This window comes from Stenotrophomonas sp. YJH_SMC_122, from assembly GCF_059369535.1.
The window spans coordinates 525,776-543,600 of the sequence record NZ_JCAFST010000001.1 but is presented as its reverse complement, the minus strand read 5'-3'; the positions used below and the strand labels follow the sequence as shown (position 1 = coordinate 543,600).

The window sequence follows — 17,825 nt, the reverse complement described above, 5'->3', positions numbered from 1 at the left end:
CACACAACGCATTGCAACAACATTGATTACGGGGTTGCCAGCCAGCGGCCGGTTGGTACCCGCCGTTGCCCAGGGGTTGCCGGCCAGCGGCCGGCACTACTGCTGCGTCAATGCGGTGCGGTAACGCTCGGCCAGCTGCCCAACCCGGCGCACGTAGTACTGGGTCTCGCTGTACGGCGGCACGCCACCGTGACGGTCGACCGCGCCTTCGCCGGCGTTGTAGCCGGCCGCGGCCAGGGTCAGGTCGCCATTGAAGCGCTTCAGCAACCACGCAAGATACTGCACGCCACCACGGATGTTCTGCCCCGCATCATAGGAATCGCTGACCCCGAAGCGCGCCGCGGTCGGCGGCATCAGCTGCATCAGCCCCTGCGCGCCGGCGCGGCTGAGCGCGGTCGGGTTGTAGGCCGATTCGGCGTGGATGATGGCACGCACCACGGCCTCCTCGACGCCGAACTCGCGTGCCGCCGAGGTGATCTCGGTCTGGAACGCGGTGGTGTTCAGGCGCACCGAACCGAAGTCCACGCGCGGGTTGACGCCGCACGCGTAGCAGCGCTCCATGAAACTGTAGCGGATGGTGCGCACCGGACCGAGGTTGGCCACCTGGGTCGGCCGCGCACTGGTGTAGTGGCGCACGCCATCCTTCATGAAGGAATAGACCTGGCCGCTGACCATCCGCCCGGCCCGCGAGCCCGTCGGTGCCGCAGCAGGCGCGGGTGCAGCAGGCGTCGACGCGACCGCAGTGGGCGCAGCGGCGCCGGCCGCCACGGCGACCGGATTGCGTTCGATGCTGGCCACGGTGGTCGGCGCAGGCTTCGGCGCGGCCACCACGGAGCGCGGTGCCGGTCGGGCATCGCGGCTGTAGCTGATGCTGCTGCAGCGCGCGCCGGCCACTCGCTTGCTCACGTAGCTGGTGACCCCGTCGGCGCCCTGGCACTTGAACAGGGTGCCGGCGCTGGCCGGCGCAGCGGTCAGCGCAGCGATGATGATCGCCGTTGTCCCCAGTATCCCCTTCATGCCGCGAGTGTCCCAGCTTCGCCGGGGCTTGCCAAGCGACGCGGCTCAGCCTGTGACCGACGGCACAGCCAGCACCTGCCCCAATCCGGCCAGGCGCTGTGCCAGCTCATCGCGCAGGCCCGGCGGTGTGGTCCACAACGCCACCGGCACCCGGTCCAGGCTGAGGATCTGCGCCAGCATCATGCCGCGGCTCTCGGCGCCCATGCGCAACAGGCAGTGGTCGGCACCATCAGCCTCCAGCACACCACACCACGGTGGGATGCGCCCTTCCAGCTCGGTGCGGCTGCCGGCCAGGCGGACGATGGCCTGCAGCGCGAACGGCGCCTGGCTGACCGCCTGCCGCACCATCACATCCGGCGGTGCGGGCGTGCGCCGATGCATGCCCGGCGCGGCGCATTCGCGCACCGCGCCCATCCGGTCCACGCGCAGGGTGCGCCAGTCCTGCCGGCCCAGGTCCCAGGCCAGCAGGTACCAGCGCCGCCCGTAGTTGACCAGGTGCTGCGCCTCGACCTCGCGCTGGGTCACCGCCTCCTGCGCACTGCGGTACTCGAAGGCCAGCCGTGACGCCTGCCGGCAATGCTGGGCCAGCCGTCCCAGCAGGCGTGCGTCGGTGGAGGGAAGGTCGGACAGGGTGGCCGTCGCCGCATGCACCTCGCCGGCCTGCTGGCGGCGGCGGGTCGGTACCAGCGGGTCGAGCTTGGACAACAGGCCCCGCGCGGTGTCGTCGATGCCGGCGACGGACGCGGACGCGGCACGCAGGGCGATGGCCAGGGTGGTCGCCTCCTCCTCGTCCAGCAGCATCGGCAGCACCGGCGCCCCAGCCCCGAGCTGATAGCCGCCGCCGACCCCCGAGGAGGCCCGCACCGGATAGCCCAGTTCGCGCAGGCGTTCGATATCACGGCGGATGCTGCGCCGGTCCACGCCCATGCGCTCGGCCAGCTCAGCCCCGGACCACTGGCGGCGGGCCTGCAGCAGGGCGATCAGGCGCAGCAGTCGATGGGCGGTATGGCGCATGAAGAATCGAGGACAGAAGTCGTCCGCAATAGTGCCCCAGGATGGCTTCCAGTTCACCACCCACCGCAAGGAGCAATGCCATGACCTCACGCCAGATCACCCTGTACCACGCCGCCCGATCCCGCTCGAGCGGCGCCGTGGCCCTGCTCGAAGCGCTGGGTGCCGACTACCGCATGCAGGTGCTGGACCTGAAGGCCGGCGCCAACCTGGCCCCGGCCTACCTGGCCATCAACCCGATGGGCAAGGTGCCGGCCATCGTCCACAACGGCGCGCTGGTGACCGAGCAGGTCGCCATTTATCTGTACCTGGCCGACCTGTATCCGGAGGCCGGGCTGGCCCCGCCGATCGGCGACGCCCTGCGCGGACCCTACCTGCGCTGGATGGCCTTCTACGGTGCCTGTTTCGAGCCGGCGATGATCGACAAGGCGATGCACCGCGAGCCGCCGCCGCGCCTGATGTCGCCGTACAACGATGCCGAGACCGTGCTGCAGGTGGTCGAGGCCCAGCTGGCACAGGGTCCCTACCTGCTCGGCGAGACGATGAGTGCCGCCGATGTGCTGTGGGGCAATGCGCTGGCCTGGACCACGGCCTTCGGCCTGGTGCAGCCTGCGCCGGCCACGGCTGATTACATTGCGCGGATGAGCGCGATGACCGCCTTCGACCGTTCGCGGCAGATCGATGCGGAGCTGGCGGCGGCGTAAGCAGCGTCGGCTGGCTTCCCTTGTAGAGCCGAGCCCACGCTCGGCTGCTCTTCCCGCTTCCCATGGGGCAGCAGCCTGGCATGGCCTGGCTCTACTGAAGCCAGCCGAGCGTGGGCTCGGCTCTACAAGGGCGCGGCGGCTGGCGCGGGATGCGGGTAGAATTGCCCGCTTTCCCGCCACCCGAATGGATTAAGCGCCATGACCGGGACGCCAGACGTCTTTCCGCCCGCCACGCCGGGCGGTACCCCGCTCGTTGCCCTGCCCGCTGGTCCGCGCAAGCCCGACCAGGTCAAGGGCAAGCTGTACATCAAGACCCACGGTTGCCAGATGAACGAGTACGACTCGGCCAAGATGGCCGACGTGCTTGCCGCCAGCGATGGCCTGGAACTGACCGACAGCCCGGACGATGCCGACGTCATCCTGGTCAACACCTGCTCCATCCGCGAGAAGGCGCAGGAGAAGGTGTTCAGCCAACTCGGCGTGTGGAAGGGCCTGAAGAACAAGGGCCGCGAGGTCATCATCGGCGTGGGCGGCTGCGTTGCCTCGCAGGAAGGCGAAGCGATCATCAAGCGCGCCCCGTTCGTGGACCTTGTGTTCGGCCCGCAGACCCTGCATCGCCTGCCGGAACTGATCCGCGCGCGGCGCGAGCAGAAGCGCCCGCAGGTGGACATCAGCTTCCCCGAGATCGAGAAGTTCGACCGCCTGCCCGAGCCACGCGCCGAAGGTGCCTCGGCGTTCGTGTCGATCATGGAAGGCTGTTCCAAGTACTGCTCGTTCTGCGTGGTGCCCTACACCCGTGGCACCGAAGTCAGCCGCCCGTTCGAGGACGTGGTGGTGGAAGTGGCGCAGCTCGCCGCGCAGGGCGTGCGCGAGATCAACCTGCTCGGCCAGAACGTCAACGCCTATCGCGGCCCGTATGGAGACGGTGAGTTTGCCGACCTCGGCCTGCTGATCCGCACCATCGCCGAGATCGATGGGGTCGGCCGCATCCGCTTCACCACCTCGCACCCGCTCGAGTTCAGCGATTCGCTGATCGATGCGTTCCGCGACGTTCCGCAGCTGGCCAACTTCCTGCACCTGCCGGTGCAGGCCGGCAGCGACCGCGTGCTGTCGGCGATGAAGCGTGGCTACACCGCGCTGGAATTCAAGTCGAAGATCCGCAAGCTGCGCGCGGTGCGCCCGGACATTTCAATCAGCTCGGACTTCATCGTCGGCTTCCCCGGCGAGACCGATGCCGACTTCGAGAAGACCATGAAGCTGATCGAGGACATCGGCTTCGACCACAGTTTCTCCTTCATCTATTCGCGTCGACCGGGTACGCCGGCGGCCGATCTGGAGGACACGATCAGCGATGCCGAAAAGCACGCTCGCCTGTCGCGCCTGCAGGAGCGCATCAATGCGCACGCCGCCAGCATCTCGGAGAAGATGGTCGGTACCGTGCAGACCGTGCTGGTGGAAGGGCCGTCGCGCAAGAACCCGAACGAGCTGACCGGCAAGACCGAGAACATGCGGTCGGTGAATTTCCCGGCGCCTGCGCGCCTGATCGGCCAGTTCGTGGATGTGGTGATCACCGAAGCGCTGACCAATTCGCTGCGCGCACGGGTGGTGGCGGAGTAAGGTCCGGGTGTGCCGACCAACGGTCGGCGCCCACCGGAAATGTTGCCGGCCAGCGGCCGGCACTACCGAATGACAGGCCTCAATCCAGGCGCTTGCGGAAGCGCAGGATCGCCAGCGCCATCATCACCACGATGAAGGCCAGCAGCGCCAGTGCGTCGTGCCATAGCTCCCACAGCGAGGCGCCGCGCAGCATGATGCCTCGCACCAGGCGCAGGAAGTGGGTCAGCGGCAGCACTTCGGCCAGCCACTGCACCGGTCTCGGCATGCCGGCGAACGGGAACATGAAACCCGACAGCAGGATCGACGGCAGAAACAGGAACAGCGTCATCTGCATCGCCTGGAACTGCGAACGCGCTCGCGTGGAGATCAGCAGGCCCAGCGCGAGGTTGGCCAGCACCAGCAGCACCGCGGCCAGGTAGATGTCCAGCAGGCTGCCGCGGATCGGCACCTGGAACAGCCAGGTGCCCAGCACCAGCACCAGCGTGGTCTGCAGCAGACCGATCGCTGCATAGGGCAGCACCTTGCCGACCATCAGTTCGCTGCGCGATACCGGCGTGGCGATCAGCAGTTCCATGTTGCCGCGCTCGCGTTCGCGCACCACCGCCACCGCCGTGAACATCACCAGGGTCATGGTCAGGATCACCCCGATCAGGCCGGGCACGATGTTCACCGCCGAGCGCCGCTGCGGGTTGTAGAAGCTGGTCACGCTGATTGGACCACCGGCGATGCTGCCTTCGCGCAGTGGCCGCGTGTTGCTGGTCGGGCGCGTGTCCAACGGCATCTGCGCCAGCTGGATCGCCGCGCTCTGCACCACGGTGTCGCTGCCATCGACCAGCACCTGCACTGCTTCGCGACCGTCGAAGCGGCGACGCTCAAAGTCGGCCGGCACCACGATGCCGACGCTGATCTCGCCGCGGCGCAGCGCCTGCATCAGCTGGTCCGGGCTGTACGCTTCAGTACGCGGCGTGATCACCCCGGTGGCGACCATGTCCTGCACCAGCGCGCGTGAGGCGGCGCTGTTGGCCTGGTCGGCGATACCCGCATCGAGGTGGCGCAGGTTGAGGTTGATCGCATACCCGAACAGCAGCAGCTGCATCACCGGAATGCCGACGATCATCGCCAGCGTGATGCGGTCGCGGCGCAGCTGCCGCAGCTCCTTGAGCATGATCGCCCACAGCCTGCGCAGGTTCATGCCGCCCGCTCCCTGCCACGGCCGCGGGTGGCGGCCACGAACACGTCCTCCAGGTTCGGCGCCACGGTTTCGACGTGCGCCTGCGGGTCGGCGCTGGCCAGCGCGCGCCGCAGCGCCGCGACATCGGCTGCGCCCTCATTGCACAGCACGCGCAGATGGGTGCCGATCTGCGCCACGCTCAGCACGCCGGGCAGCTTGGCCAGCACGCGGCTGGCCTGGCGTGGCTGCGATGACGTGACCTGCAGCGTGCGTCCTTGCAGCCGTGAACAGAGCTCGGCCGGCGTGCCATCGGCCACCAGTGCGCCGCGATCAAGGATCGCCAGGCGATGGCAGCGCTCGGCTTCGTCCATGTAATGGGTCGACACCAGCACCGTGGTTCCCGCGTCGGCCAGTTCGAACAGGGCCTCCCAGAAATCGCGGCGCGACTCGGGATCGACCGCGCTGGTCGGCTCGTCCAGGAACAGCAGTTCGGGCGAATGCACCACGGCGCCGGCCAGGGCCAGGCGCTGCTTCTGCCCGCCGCTGAGCGTACCGGCCAGCTGCGGCTGCCGGTCCTGCAACCGGTACTGCTGCAGCAGCGCATCGACCCGTTGCCGGGCCTGGTTGCGTGGCAGGTCCTGGATGGCGGCGAGGAATTCCAGGTTCTCGCGTACCGACAGGTCTTCGTACAGCGAGAAGCGCTGGGTCATGTAGCCGATGCGCCGGCGCAGTGCTTCGGCCTGCTCGGGAACCGCCAGGCCCAGCACCTCGATCTGCCCCGCACTGGGTTCCAGCAGGCCGCACAGCATGCGGATGGTGGTCGACTTGCCTGACCCGTTCGGGCCCAGGAAGCCGTACACCTGCCCGCGCGGGACGGTCAGGTCGACGTTGTCCACGGCCAGCAGTTCACCGAAGCGGCGGGTCAGGCCCTGCGCATGCACCGCGATGTCCGCACCGGTGTTCAGAAGCGCACCTGCACCGGCAGCCCGGCCGGAAGCTTCTGCATGTCGCTGGCTGCATCCACTTCGATCTCGGCCAGGTAGCTCAGCCGTTCGACGTCGTCGCCGGTGAACGCGTAGTACGGAGTGAACGAGGGCTCGCTGCGGATTGAGCGCACGTGTCCCTTCAGCACGGTGCTGCCGCCTTCCAGCTGTACCTGCGCGGCCTGCCCGACCTTGACCTTCAGGCGCAGCGGCTGCGGAAGATAGACGCGCGCGTAGGGGCGCTCGCCAACCAGCATCACCGCCAGCGGCGCCCCGATCGGTGCCTGGTCACCCTGCCGGTAGGGCAGGGCATCGACCACACCATCACGTGGCGCGCGCAGCTGCAGCTTCTGCAGGTTGACGCCCTGCACCCGCTCCTGTGCCTGCGCGGCATCAGCGGCCGCCTGGCCCTGTGCGATGTCCTGCGCGCGGCTGCCATGCACCCGCTCCAGCCAGGCCTGCTCGGCAGCCCGCACGCTGGCCTCGGCATGGCCGGCCGCCGCCCGTGCACGGTCCAGCTCGGCGGCGGCGATCAGGCGCTGGCGTGCCAATGGTTGCACCCGACGATGGTAGGCAGTGGCTTCAGCAGACTGCGCGCGCAACGCGGCCAGTTGTGCCTGGGCCTGTGCGATCTGTTCCTGGCGCGGGCCGATCTTCAGCTCTTCCAGCTGAGCCTGCGCGCGCGCCGTGTCGGCCTGCGCCGCAGCGAACTGCGCGTCGCCGCGGGCGGGGTCGAGCTGCATCAGCACGGCCCCGGCCTTGACCCGCTGGCCCTCGCGCACCTCCACCGTGGCGATCACCTCGGCCGCCGGCGCCGGCACCGTGATCCGGTCCCACTCCAGCGTGCCCAGCGCCGTTGGCGTTGACTGCCCACAGCCGGCCAGCAGGCCGATGCCCGCCAGTCCGAGTCCACGCATCCCGTTGCCGATGCCCATGCCATCCCCTCCTGCGACGGCGACACGGTGCCACCTGCCCCGTGCACCCCCAATGATTCCGATCAGCCCTGACGGTTTTTTCGCCACGCGCGGGCAAGCCTTTTGCTGCAAGGTTCCTCGCCACCTATCCACAGCTTGATTCAGCATCATTCCACAGCCGGTGTGGAGAACCGGACGGGTGCGGCCGTACTGGGTGCCTGGCAGCGGAAGATGCGCTGCCGTCACAGGAGCCGGCCGACCGTGACGGTTTTTTCACCACCGCCTCATACGCCTTGTGGCACAAGCACTGCGAAGGACTATCCACAGCTTTTCGCGCCCCCCGTCCACACCGGGTGTGGAAAACCGCGTATCGGCCCGCCGCTGGCCGCATGCCCGGTACGCGCGTAACCTTGTCACCCCGAGTCCATCGCGGTGGACGGCGACCCCGCCCCACCCCAAGCAATGAAAAGCATCGATCATCGAGACTTCACCCTGTCGCCGGAAGACAACGAGCGACTGGCCAACCTGTGCGGCCCCTTCGACGGGCACCTGCGCCAGATCGAGCTGAAGCTCGGCGTGGAGATCGCCAATCGTGGCTTCGTGTTCCGCATCAGCGGGCCCAATGAAGCCATCGTGGAGGCGCAGAAGCTGGTTGAAGCGCTGTACGCCGAAGCCGGCGAAACCACCTTCGACAACCACGCCATCCACCTGCGCCTGGCGCAGGCCAACGTCGAGCAGATCGCCGAGCGCTCCTACGAAGCGCAGGACGTGGCGATCAAGGTCAAGCGCGGCACGGTGCGCGGCCGTGGCGCCAACCAGGGCCGCTACCTGCACCAGATCGCCACGCATGACATCAACTTCGGCATCGGCCCGGCGGGAACCGGCAAGACCTTCCTGGCCGTGGCCAGCGCGGTCGAAGCACTGAACGAGTCGCGGGTGCAGCGCCTGATCCTGGTGCGCCCGGCGGTGGAAGCCGGCGAGAAGCTGGGCTTCCTGCCCGGCGACCTGAGCCAGAAGGTCGACCCCTACCTGCGACCGCTGTACGACGCCCTGTACGAGATGATGGGCGTGGAGAAGGTGGTCAAGCTGCTGGAGAAGAACGTCATCGAGATCGCGCCGCTGGCCTACATGCGCGGCCGCACGCTCAACGATGCGTTCGTGATCCTGGACGAGGCGCAGAACACCACCATCGAGCAGATGAAGATGTTCCTGACCCGCCTAGGCTACGGCTCCACCGCGGTGGTCACCGGTGACCTGACCCAGACCGACCTGCCCAAGCACGTGAAGTCCGGCCTGCGCGACGCCATCGATGTGCTGCGCGAGGTCGAGGGCGTCAGCTTCACCTTCTTCGAATCCCGCGACGTGGTCCGGCATCCGCTGGTGGCGCGCATCGTCAGCGCCTACGACCGCCGCGACCTGCATCAGATCCAGCCTGGAGCAACGCCATGACCCGTGGTCCCGTGCGACTGGACGTCGCCGTCAGTTATGCCCTGCCACGTACCGGGCTGCCGGCGGCCGTGAGCTTCCGCAAGTGGGTGGCCGCTGCGTTGAAGGGCCGCATCCGTGAGGCCGACCTGGCCATCCGCGTGGTCGATGCCAAGGAGGGGCAGTCGCTGAACCGTCATTACCGTGGCAAGGACTACGCCACCAACGTGCTCAGCTTCCCGGCCGAAGTGCCTGAAGGCCTGCCCAAGGGCGTCAAGTTTCCGCTGCTCGGCGACCTGGTGATCTGCGCACCGGTGGTGGCCCGCGAAGCCGACGAACAGGGCAAGGCGCTCAACGCCCATTACGCGCACCTGACCGTGCACGGCGTGCTGCACCTGCTTGGCTGGGACCATGAGGACGACAAGGAGGCCGAGGCGATGGAACAGCTGGAACGGGAGATCCTGGCCGAGCTCGGCATCGCCGATCCCTACGCCGGCGAGCGCTGAGGCCTATGCAGCCGCGCCTACGCTCGGCTCCAATGCATCGCCCCCGCAAACCTGACCGAAATGCAGCCGAGCATGGGCTCGGCTCTACAACGGGAATTTCTTTGTGCTGCTGCGTATTGCCCTGCCCCTGCTGCTCGTCGCGTCCGTCCCGGCCGCTGCCTTGGATCTGCCGGCGCTGATCGAATGCCGCCAGGGGGTGGCCGAGCAGGCCGCGCTGGCGCCGCTGCTGGCCGATCCGCTGAAGGCCGTGGCCCAGGGCCTGCAGCCGCTGCCCCAGGGCAACCAGTTCATGAGCGAGTACCGCCTGGCCCAGCCGATCAGGGTGTTCGGCGTGACCACCGAACGGGTGGCGGTGGCCGGCGCCAGCATCATGGCCGTCCTCGACCAGGCCGACCCTCGGCCTCTGGCCAAGCGGCTGGAACTGGAGACCGGTTACGACCAGGACGGCAAGTTCATGGCTGGCCGCGAGCTGGTCAGCCGCGACGTGACCGACCCGAAGACCGGCGAGGCCCAGATCGAGTCGATCATCCTCAGCGTGTCCACCGTGGCCTCCCATCCGGGGAAAACGCTGGCCGGCTGTACCTACAGCCTGGACCTGCCTGAAGAAGAAGCCCCTGCCCGGCCTGAACTGGCCCCGCCGCCGATCACCGGACCGGGCAGCGACGGTCACTGACAGGCCGCCACATCCTGCTAGACTTGGGCCAACGCCCGGCCTGCCGGGTGCCTTTTTTCCAGAGATGTCAGAAGACGACAGTAGTAGCTCCCCTGCGGAGCACAGTGAAAAGAAGCGCGGCTGGCTTGAACGCCTGACCTCGGCCTTCTCCGGCGAACCCCATACCCGCGACGAGCTGGTCGCTGTCCTGCACACCGCGCAGGAAGAGGGGCTGATCGCCGCCGATACCCTGAAGATGATGGAAGGCGCCATTTCGGTGGCCGAGCTGACCGTGGGCGACGTGATGATTTCGCGCTCGCAGATGGTCTCGCTGCCGGTTGAAGCGCCCTTCCTGGAACTGATGAAGCAGGTGGTCGAATCCGGCCATTCACGCTTCCCGGTGCACGGCGAGAACAAGGACGACATCCTTGGCATCCTGCTGGCCAAGGATCTGCTGCGCGGTGTGGTTGCCGACAACGGTCCGGCCAACGTGCGCGAGCTGCTGCGCCCGGCGGTGCTGATTCCGGAGGCGAAGAAGCTCAACGTGCTGCTGAAGGAATTCCGCCTGTCGCGCAACCACATGGCCATCGTGGTCGACGAGTACGGCGGTGTCGCCGGCTTGGTCACCATCGAGGACGTGCTGGAACAGATCGTCGGCGAGATCGACGACGAGCATGACGAGGCCGAGGATCCGTCCGCGCAGATCGCCATCCAGTCCGACGGCCAGTACGTGGTCGACGCGCTGACCCCGATCGGCGACTTCAACGAGCGCTTCGGTGCCACCTTCTCCGATGAGGACTACGACACCATCGGTGGCCTGGTCACCGAGGCCGTGGGCCATCTTCCGGAAGTCGGCGATGAGCTGGCGCTGGACCGCTTCATGTTCCGCGTGGCCCGCGCCGATGCGCGCCGGGTTCAGGCCTTCCACGTGACCGTGCTGCCGCCGGACGCGCAGGACGACGCTTGAAGCGCCGCGGTCTGATCCTGACGGCGTGGCTGGCACTGTGTGTGCTGGCCTTGGCCATGGCCCTGCCACTGGCCGCCTTCGCGCAGCCGGCGGCAGCCGTGCCCGCGCCTGCCACCGCCGACGCCGAGGCCCCCGCCCCGCGCATCGGCGTGGTGACCATGCAGCCGGGCACCGTGTTCTTCGAACGCTTCGGGCATGACGCCATCGTCGTGGTCGATCCGGCCAGTGGCGAAGCGACCTCGTACAACTTCGGCTACTTCGATCCGTCCGAGGACGACTTCATCAGCCGCTTCGTGCGCGGCGACATGATGTATTACCTGGTGGCGCTGCCGCTGCAGCAGGACCTGTCGTACTACGACGAGACCGGCCGCGGTGCCAGCGTGCAGTGGCTGGACCTGCGCCCCGACCAGGCGCGTGCCCTGGCCGCTGACCTGGCCGAGCGGGCCAAGCCGGAAAACGCGCGCTACCACTACGACTACTACACCGCCAACTGCGCCACGATGGTACGCGACACGGTGGACAAGGCACTGGGCGGTGGCCTGCAGTCGCAGTTGTCGGGCCGTTCGCGCGGCAACACCTACCGCAGCGAATCAGTGCGCCTGGCCTCACCGGCGCCGTGGATGTGGCTGGGCTTCGATGTCGGCCTGGGGCCGTTCGCCGACCAGCCGCTGTCGCGCTGGCAGGAAGCGTTCGTGCCGATGCGCCTGGCCGATGCGCTGCGCCAGGCTCGCAACAGTGATGGGCGGCCGCTGGTGCAGTCCGAACAGGAACTGCTGCCGCACCGCATTGATCCGGAGCCGAAGGAGTTCGCGCGTCGCTGGTGGCCGTGGCTGCTGCTTGGTCTGGTCGTGGCCGGCGGCGTGCTGGCGCTGCGCAACCGCCCGCGCCTGCTGGCCGGGCTGGCCCTGCCGTTCTGGCTGTTGTGCGCCATCGCCGGCAGCCTGCTGGTGTTCCTGTGGGGCTTCAGCACCCACTACGCCGCCTGGGCCAACCGCAACCTGCTGCTGCTTTCGCCGCTGGCCGTGCTGCTGCTGCCCGGAGCAGTCAGCCTGCTGCGCCGACGCGCGCCGGGGCGCATGTTCAGGATCGTGGTGTGGCTGCTGGCGGTACAGGCCGTGGCCGCGCTGGTGCTGCACTGGCTGAGCCTGCAGGCCCAGTACAACGTGCAGTGGATCGTGCTGCTGTTGCCCGTGCACGCGGCACTGGCCTGGGTGTTGGGGCGCCGTCCTCACTTGTCCGAAACACGGCGCTGACGCACGATGGCGGGCATGTCATTGCCCGCCTCCGCTTCCGCCCCTGCTTCAGCCAACCCTGCCTGCGTCATCAACTGCGTCCACTACGATGACGATGGCATACGCCACGACATCAGCCTGGACGCCATCAGCGATGTCATTGCCAGTGGCAATGGCTTCGTGTGGGTCGGCCTGTACGATCCCAACGACGATGTACTGCTGAAGCTGCAGGAAGAATTCTGCCTGCACGACCTGGCCATCGAGGACGCGCGCAACGCGCACCAGCGGCCCAAGGTCGAGACCTACGGCAATTCGATGTTCGTGGTGGTGACCACCGCGCAGATGGTCGACGAGCGCATCCAGTATGGCGAAACCCATGCCTTCCTCGGCCCGCGCTTCCTGGTAACGGTGCGCCACGGCGCCTCGCTGTCCTACGCGCCGGTACGTGCTCGGGTCGAGCGTGAGCCGCAGCTGCTGAAGATGGGCCCGTCGTACTGCCTGTACGCGGTGACCGACTTCGTGGTCGACAACTACCTGCCGATCATGCACCGCTTCCGCGACACCCTGGACCTGCTGGAAAAGGACATCTTCGCCGAGAACTACAAGCGCAGCACCGTGGTGCGCCTGTACGAGCTCAAGCGCGAACTGAACAAGATGCGGATGGCGGTGGCGCCGCTGCAGGATGTGCTGGCCCAGCTGCGTCGTTACCAGGGCGAGCTGGTTCCGGACGAAGTGAAGCTGTACATCCGTGACGTGCACGATCACGCGGTACGCATCAGCGATGTGATCGACACCCTGCGCGAGATGCTGGGCACCGCGCTCAGCGTGAACCTGTCGCTGGTGACTCTGGCGCAGGGCGAGACGGTCAAGCGCCTCGGTGCGTGGGCTGCGCTGCTGGCGGCACCGACGCTGATCACCAGCTGGTACGGGATGAACTTCAGCCACATGCCGGAGCTGAGCGAACCGTGGGCCTACCCACTGATGATCGTTGGTGTGGGCGGCGTCTGCGTGGGCCTGTACCGGTTGTTCAAGCGCGCGAAGTGGTTGTGACCCGCTGCTGGTAGTGCCGGCCGCTGGCCGGCAACCAGGGCAATGCCGGCCAGCGGCCGGCACCACCATTCGGCATCAAGCCACGTAAACAGTCTTGATGTTCATGAACTCATGGATGCCGTGGTCGGCCAGTTCCCGGCCAAAGCCAGACTGCTTGCTGCCGCCGAACGGCAGCCGCGCATCGCTCTTGACGATCGCGTTGACGAACGCGGCGCCGCATTCCATGCGTTGCGCGAAGGCTTCGCCGCGCACCGGATCGCGCGTCCACACGCTGCCGCCCAGGCCGAAGCGGGTGTCGTTGGCCACGCGCAGTGCCTCGCCCTCATCAGCGACCCGGATCACCGCAGCCACCGGACCGAACAGTTCCTCGTCGTAGGCCGGCATGCCCGGGCCGACCTGGTCGAGCACCGTGGCCGGATAGCCGGCATGGGTGCCGGCAATCGGCTCGCCGCCTATCAACACCCGTGCACCCTTGGCCACGCTGGCCTGTACCTGCTTGTGCAGTTCATCGCGCAGATCGGCACGGGCCATCGGCGCCAGCGTGGTGCCCCGCTCATCGGGGTCGCCGTACTGGCGCTCGGCCGCAGCTTCAACGAAGCGACGGGTGAATTCATCGGCCACCGCCTCGACCACAATGAACCGCTTGGCCGCGATGCAGGTCTGCCCACTGTTGTCGAAGCGCGACTTCACCGCTGCCGCAACCGTCTTGTCGAGGTCGGCATCGTCGAGCACCACGAAGGCATCGCTGCCCCCCAGCTCCATCACCGACTTCTTCAACTGGCTGCCGGCGTTGGAGGCGATCGAGCGCCCTGCCCGCTCGCTGCCGGTCAGCGTCACCGCCTTCACCCGTGCGTCGCGCAACACGTCGGCGGCCTGATCGTTGTCGATGTGCAGCACGTCGAACACGCCGTCCGGCAGGCCGCCATCACGGCACACCGCCAGGATCAGGTCGGCACACTGCGGTACGTTGCTGGCGTGCTTGAGCAGCGCCACGTTGCCGGCCATGAACGCCGGTGCGAGGAAGCGGAACACCTGCCAGACCGGGAAATTCCACGGCATCACCGCGAACACGCAGCCGATCGGCTCGTAGCGCACATAGCTGCGCTGGGCTTCGGTGTCGATCAGCTGCGGCTTGAGATAGCCGGCCGCGTGGTCGGCATAGTACTCGCAGGCCGCCGCGCACTTGTCGACCTCGGCCAGGGCCTCGGCCTTGAGCTTGCCCATCTCGTGGGTCATCGCCTGCTGCAGATCGTCGCGATGCGTACGCAGCTGCGCGGCGATCCCGCGCAGGATGGCGCCGCGGTCCTGTAGCGAGCGATCGGCCCACCCCGGAAATGCATCGGCAGCGGCCTGCAGGCGCTGCTCGATGTCGGCAGCGCCCATCAGTTCATGGCGGTAGGTCACCTGGCCGGTGGCCGGGTCGACGATCTCGACGGTCATAAGGGATCTCCATCAGGAAGACCCCATTGTGCGCCGCCGGCCGTGAGCCGGGTGTTGCCGGCGCTGTCGACGGACCGTGTACTCAGCCGTTGTCCTGCCGCGCCAGCTGCAGGTCGCGCTGGCGCCGCTTTTCGGCGCGGGCATTGATGTACCAGCCGATCACCGCAGCGATCGATACCGCCGACACCAGCAGCGTGGCCAGTGCATTGATCTTCGGGCTGATGCCCATGCGCACCGACGCGAACACCTTCATCGGCAGCGTGGTCGAGCCCGGCGTGGCGACGAAGCTGGCCACCACCACGTCATCCAGCGACAGGGTGAACGCCAGCAGCCAGCCCGCCACCAGCGCCGGCGCGATGATCGGCAGGGTGATGCGGGTGAACACGGTCAGCCGGCTGGCGCCCAGGTCCATCGCCGCCTCTTCCAGCGACAGGTCCATTTCCTGCAGGCGCGAAGACACCACCACGGTGACGAAGCACAGGGTGAAGGTGACGTGCGCGATCCAGATGGTGGCCAGGCCGCGCGCCGGGAAGCCCGGAATCGCGCCCATCGAGGCCAGCAGCGCCATCAGCGAGAAGCCCAGGATCACATCCGGCATCACCAGCGGCGCGGTGACCAGCGCACCGAACAGCGGCTTGCCACGGAAGCGCTTGAAGCGGGTCATCACCATCGCCGCCAGCGTGCCCAGCACGGTGGCGGTACAGGCGGTCCAGAACGCCACCACCAGGCTGGTCCACATCGCCTCCATCAGCGCGCGGTCGGCGAACAGGTCGCTGTAGGCGCGGGTGGAGAACCCGGCCCAGACCATCGCCAGCCGCGAGCTGTTGAACGAATAGAACATCAACAGCAGGATCGGCAGGTACAGAAAAGCGAAGCCGAGCAGCAGCACGCCCAGCGCCAAGCCTTTGCCGGTGCGCGGACTCATGCCTGCTTCCCTTCCAGCAGGCGCTGCTGGGAACGGTTGAACAGCAGGATCGGCACCAGCAGCAACAGGATCATCGCCACCGCCATCGCCGACGCACCCGGCCAGTTGCGGTTGTTGAAGAACTCGTTCCACAGCTGGCGGCCGACCATCAGCGTCTCCGAGCCCCCCAGCATTTCCGGAATCACGAATTCACCCACCGCTGGAATCATCACCAGCATGCAGCCGGCGATGATGCCGGCCTTCGACAGCGGCAGCGTGATGCGCAGGAAGGCCTGCCATGGCTTGGCACCCAGGTCGTAGGCCGCTTCCAGCAGGCGGTGGTCATGCTTGACCAGGTTGGCGTACAGCGGCAGCACCATGAACGGCAGGTAGCAGTAGACGATGCCGATGTAGGCGGCGGTCGGCGTATCGATCAACTGCAGTTTCGGCAGCCCCGTCGACGTCATCAGCGCCTGCAGGCCGGTGAACTGCAGGAACTGGTCGAGCAGGCCGTTGCGGTCCAGGATCGCCTTCCACGCATACACGCGGATCAGGAACGAGGTCCACGATGGCAGTACCACCAGCATCATCGCCACGTTGCGCGCGGCCGGCGACAGGCGGGAAATGGCATAGGCCATCGGGTAGCCGATCAGCAGGGTCAGGAAGGTGGAGATGGCCGCGATCCTGATCGAGCTCAGGAAGGCCTGCGCATAGATCGAATCGCGGAACAGCGCCAGGTAATTTTCCAGGTTCAGCTTCAGCGAGAAGCCGCCGTCGGCATACTGCAACAGCCAGGTGTACGGCGGCGAGCCGACCCGGCTGAGCGAGAAGCTGATCATCAGCACGATCAGGAACGGCACTGCGAAGAACAGCAGCAGCCACAGGTACGGAATGCCGATCACCGTGGCACGCAGCCCCGGCAGCCAGCGCTTCAGGCCGGCGACGCTCATGAGGTGAGCACCACGCCGTCATTGTCGCGCCAGTGCACCCACACCTCGTCGCCCCAGGTGAGGCCATCACTGGCCCAGCGCTGCGAGTTGGCAAAGTTGGCCAGCACCTTGGCGCCGCTGGGCAGGCGCACGTGATAGACCGAGTGGCTGCCGAAGTAGGCGATGTCCTCGATCACGCCCTGCGCCTTGTTGGTGTGCCCTTCCGGCTCGTCCTTGCCGATCATCACCTTCTCCGGGCGCAGCGCGAATGCGACCGGCTGCCCTTCATAGCAGGTGATGCCATGGGCGATGTAGATCGGCGCCGGGAACAGCGGCGAGCGCACGGTGACGTACTCGGGCAGGTCCTCGTCGATCACCCCGTCGAACAGGTTGACCGAACCGATGAACTCGGCAACGAAGCGGTTGGCCGGCTGCTCGTAGACCTCGTCCGGCTTGCCGACCTGCTGGATCCAGCCCGCATCCATCACCGCGATGCGGGTGGCCATGGTCATCGCTTCTTCCTGGTCGTGGGTGACCATCACGCAGGTCACGCCCGACGATTCGATGATGCTGACCAGTTCCAGCTGCATCTGCGAGCGCAGCTTCTTGTCCAGCGCGCCCATCGGCTCGTCCAGCAGCAGCAGCTTCGGCCCCTTGGCCAGCGACCGCGCCAGCGCCACGCGCTGCTGCTGGCCGCCGGACAGCTGGTGCGGCTTGCGCTTGCCCAGGTGGCCCATCTGCACCAGGTCCAGCATCTCGCCGACGCGCTTGCTGATCGCGTCCTTGCCCAGGCCATCCTGCTTCAGGCCGAAGGCGATGTTCTGCTCGACCGTCATGTGCGGGAACAGGGCATAGGACTGGAACATCATGTTGACCGGCCGCTGGTACGGCGGCAGCGCGTCCAGGCGCTGGCCATCGACGGTGATGCTGCCCTTGGTGGGCGTCTCGAAGCCGCCCAGGCAGCGCAGCAGGGTCGACTTGCCACTGCCGGAGCCACCGAGCAGGGCAAAGATCTCGCCCTTGCGCACGTCCAGGTTGACGTCGTCGACGGCGACGAAACCGTCGAATTCCTTGCGCAAATCACGAATGGAGAGATAGCCGGGCGCACCGGTCGTGTCGACGACGGCGGCTACCGGCTGGGCTTCAACGGGCATGGGGGCTCCGGGAGCGGGCGGTGGACAGCGGCGGTCATTCTAACGGCCGGGGGCCGCAGGGGATATGACGGCAGTGGGTGGAAGCGGCCGCTGGCCCGCCCAGGGACCCCGACGCGTGTCGGTTTTCCCCCGCCATGGTGGCCTGTCCG

Annotated in this window: 17 protein-coding genes; 8 read left to right on the top strand and 9 right to left on the bottom strand. The window is 67.5% G+C overall.

Annotated features, from left to right (window positions below):
- Positions 1-96: 96 nt before the first annotated feature.
- Both AC5P66_RS02500 and AC5P66_RS02495 read right to left on the bottom strand, forming a co-directional pair.
- A complete protein-coding gene (locus AC5P66_RS02500) occupies positions 97-1,017 on the bottom strand; it encodes a lytic transglycosylase domain-containing protein (RefSeq protein WP_099495031.1) in 921 nt (306 codons plus the stop codon).
- A 45-nt stretch (positions 1,018-1,062) separates the two neighbouring features.
- Positions 1,063-2,031 (bottom strand): helix-turn-helix transcriptional regulator, encoded by a 969-nt coding sequence (locus tag AC5P66_RS02495; RefSeq protein WP_099488541.1) that lies wholly within the window; start codon positions 2,029-2,031, stop codon positions 1,063-1,065.
- Between the two features lie 80 nt (positions 2,032-2,111).
- On the opposite strand from AC5P66_RS02495, the gene AC5P66_RS02490 reads away from it, so the two are divergent.
- Complete coding sequence (locus AC5P66_RS02490; protein WP_049414878.1) at positions 2,112-2,732, top strand: glutathione S-transferase family protein; 621 nt, start codon at positions 2,112-2,114, stop codon at positions 2,730-2,732.
- 198 nt (positions 2,733-2,930) lie between these two features.
- Positions 2,931-4,349, top strand: a complete 1,419-nt coding sequence (gene miaB, locus AC5P66_RS02485) for a tRNA (N6-isopentenyl adenosine(37)-C2)-methylthiotransferase MiaB (protein WP_049435924.1) — start codon at positions 2,931-2,933, stop codon at positions 4,347-4,349.
- 79 nt (positions 4,350-4,428) lie between these two features.
- Here miaB and AC5P66_RS02480 read toward each other — a convergent pair whose 3' ends face one another.
- Genes AC5P66_RS02480 through AC5P66_RS02470 form a run of 3 tightly spaced genes read right to left on the bottom strand, consistent with a single transcriptional unit; the run spans position 4,429 to position 7,438 of the window.
- The gene (locus tag AC5P66_RS02480; RefSeq protein ID WP_099495033.1) at positions 4,429-5,541 is read right to left on the bottom strand and encodes an ABC transporter permease; all 1,113 of its coding nucleotides are present in this window, start codon (positions 5,539-5,541) and stop codon (positions 4,429-4,431) included.
- The gene (locus tag AC5P66_RS02475; protein WP_099495034.1) at positions 5,538-6,461 is read right to left on the bottom strand and encodes an ABC transporter ATP-binding protein; all 924 of its coding nucleotides are present in this window, start codon (positions 6,459-6,461) and stop codon (positions 5,538-5,540) included. The genes AC5P66_RS02480 and AC5P66_RS02475 overlap by 4 nt, the downstream gene beginning before the upstream one ends.
- A gap of 20 nt (positions 6,462-6,481) precedes the next feature.
- Positions 6,482-7,438 carry an HlyD family secretion protein gene (locus AC5P66_RS02470; protein WP_099495035.1) on the bottom strand — a complete coding sequence of 319 codons (957 nt, stop codon included), beginning with the start codon at positions 7,436-7,438 and terminating at the stop codon, positions 6,482-6,484.
- Between the two features lie 441 nt (positions 7,439-7,879).
- Here AC5P66_RS02470 and AC5P66_RS02465 point away from each other — a divergent pair, with 441 nt between their 5' ends.
- From AC5P66_RS02465 to AC5P66_RS02440, 6 genes are all read left to right on the top strand, one after another.
- Positions 7,880-8,866 (top strand): PhoH family protein, encoded by a 987-nt coding sequence (locus AC5P66_RS02465; RefSeq protein ID WP_005415936.1) that lies wholly within the window; start codon positions 7,880-7,882, stop codon positions 8,864-8,866.
- A complete protein-coding gene (gene ybeY, locus AC5P66_RS02460) occupies positions 8,863-9,348 on the top strand; it encodes an rRNA maturation RNase YbeY (RefSeq protein WP_049412052.1) in 486 nt (161 codons plus the stop codon). The genes AC5P66_RS02465 and ybeY overlap by 4 nt, the downstream gene beginning before the upstream one ends.
- Before the next feature lie 106 nt (positions 9,349-9,454).
- Positions 9,455-10,021, top strand: coding sequence for a hypothetical protein (locus AC5P66_RS02455; RefSeq protein ID WP_428993118.1), 567 nt, complete (start codon positions 9,455-9,457; stop codon positions 10,019-10,021).
- A 64-nt stretch (positions 10,022-10,085) separates the two neighbouring features.
- On the top strand, positions 10,086-10,967 hold the full coding sequence (locus AC5P66_RS02450) for a CorC family transporter (protein ID WP_005408827.1): 882 nt from the start codon (positions 10,086-10,088) through the stop codon (positions 10,965-10,967).
- On the top strand, positions 10,964-12,220 hold the full coding sequence (locus AC5P66_RS02445; RefSeq protein WP_049412058.1) for a lipoprotein N-acyltransferase Lnb domain-containing protein: 1,257 nt from the start codon (positions 10,964-10,966) through the stop codon (positions 12,218-12,220). Before AC5P66_RS02450 ends, AC5P66_RS02445 begins: the two co-directional genes overlap by 4 nt.
- Before the next feature lie 6 nt (positions 12,221-12,226).
- A complete protein-coding gene (locus AC5P66_RS02440; protein WP_099495037.1) occupies positions 12,227-13,249 on the top strand; it encodes a magnesium and cobalt transport protein CorA in 1,023 nt (340 codons plus the stop codon).
- 75 nt (positions 13,250-13,324) lie between these two features.
- Here AC5P66_RS02440 and AC5P66_RS02435 read toward each other — a convergent pair whose 3' ends face one another.
- From AC5P66_RS02435 to AC5P66_RS02420, 4 genes are all read right to left on the bottom strand, one after another.
- Positions 13,325-14,689, bottom strand: a complete 1,365-nt coding sequence (locus AC5P66_RS02435; RefSeq protein WP_495216070.1) for an NAD-dependent succinate-semialdehyde dehydrogenase — start codon at positions 14,687-14,689, stop codon at positions 13,325-13,327.
- An 82-nt stretch (positions 14,690-14,771) separates the two neighbouring features.
- On the bottom strand, positions 14,772-15,614 hold the full coding sequence (locus tag AC5P66_RS02430; protein ID WP_019659047.1) for an ABC transporter permease subunit: 843 nt from the start codon (positions 15,612-15,614) through the stop codon (positions 14,772-14,774).
- Positions 15,611-16,543 carry an ABC transporter permease subunit gene (locus AC5P66_RS02425; RefSeq protein ID WP_099495039.1) on the bottom strand — a complete coding sequence of 311 codons (933 nt, stop codon included), beginning with the start codon at positions 16,541-16,543 and terminating at the stop codon, positions 15,611-15,613. Before AC5P66_RS02425 ends, AC5P66_RS02430 begins: the two co-directional genes overlap by 4 nt.
- Complete coding sequence (locus tag AC5P66_RS02420) at positions 16,540-17,676, bottom strand: ABC transporter ATP-binding protein (protein WP_049412072.1); 1,137 nt, start codon at positions 17,674-17,676, stop codon at positions 16,540-16,542. The genes AC5P66_RS02425 and AC5P66_RS02420 overlap by 4 nt, the downstream gene beginning before the upstream one ends.
- Positions 17,677-17,825: the final 149 nt, after the last annotated feature.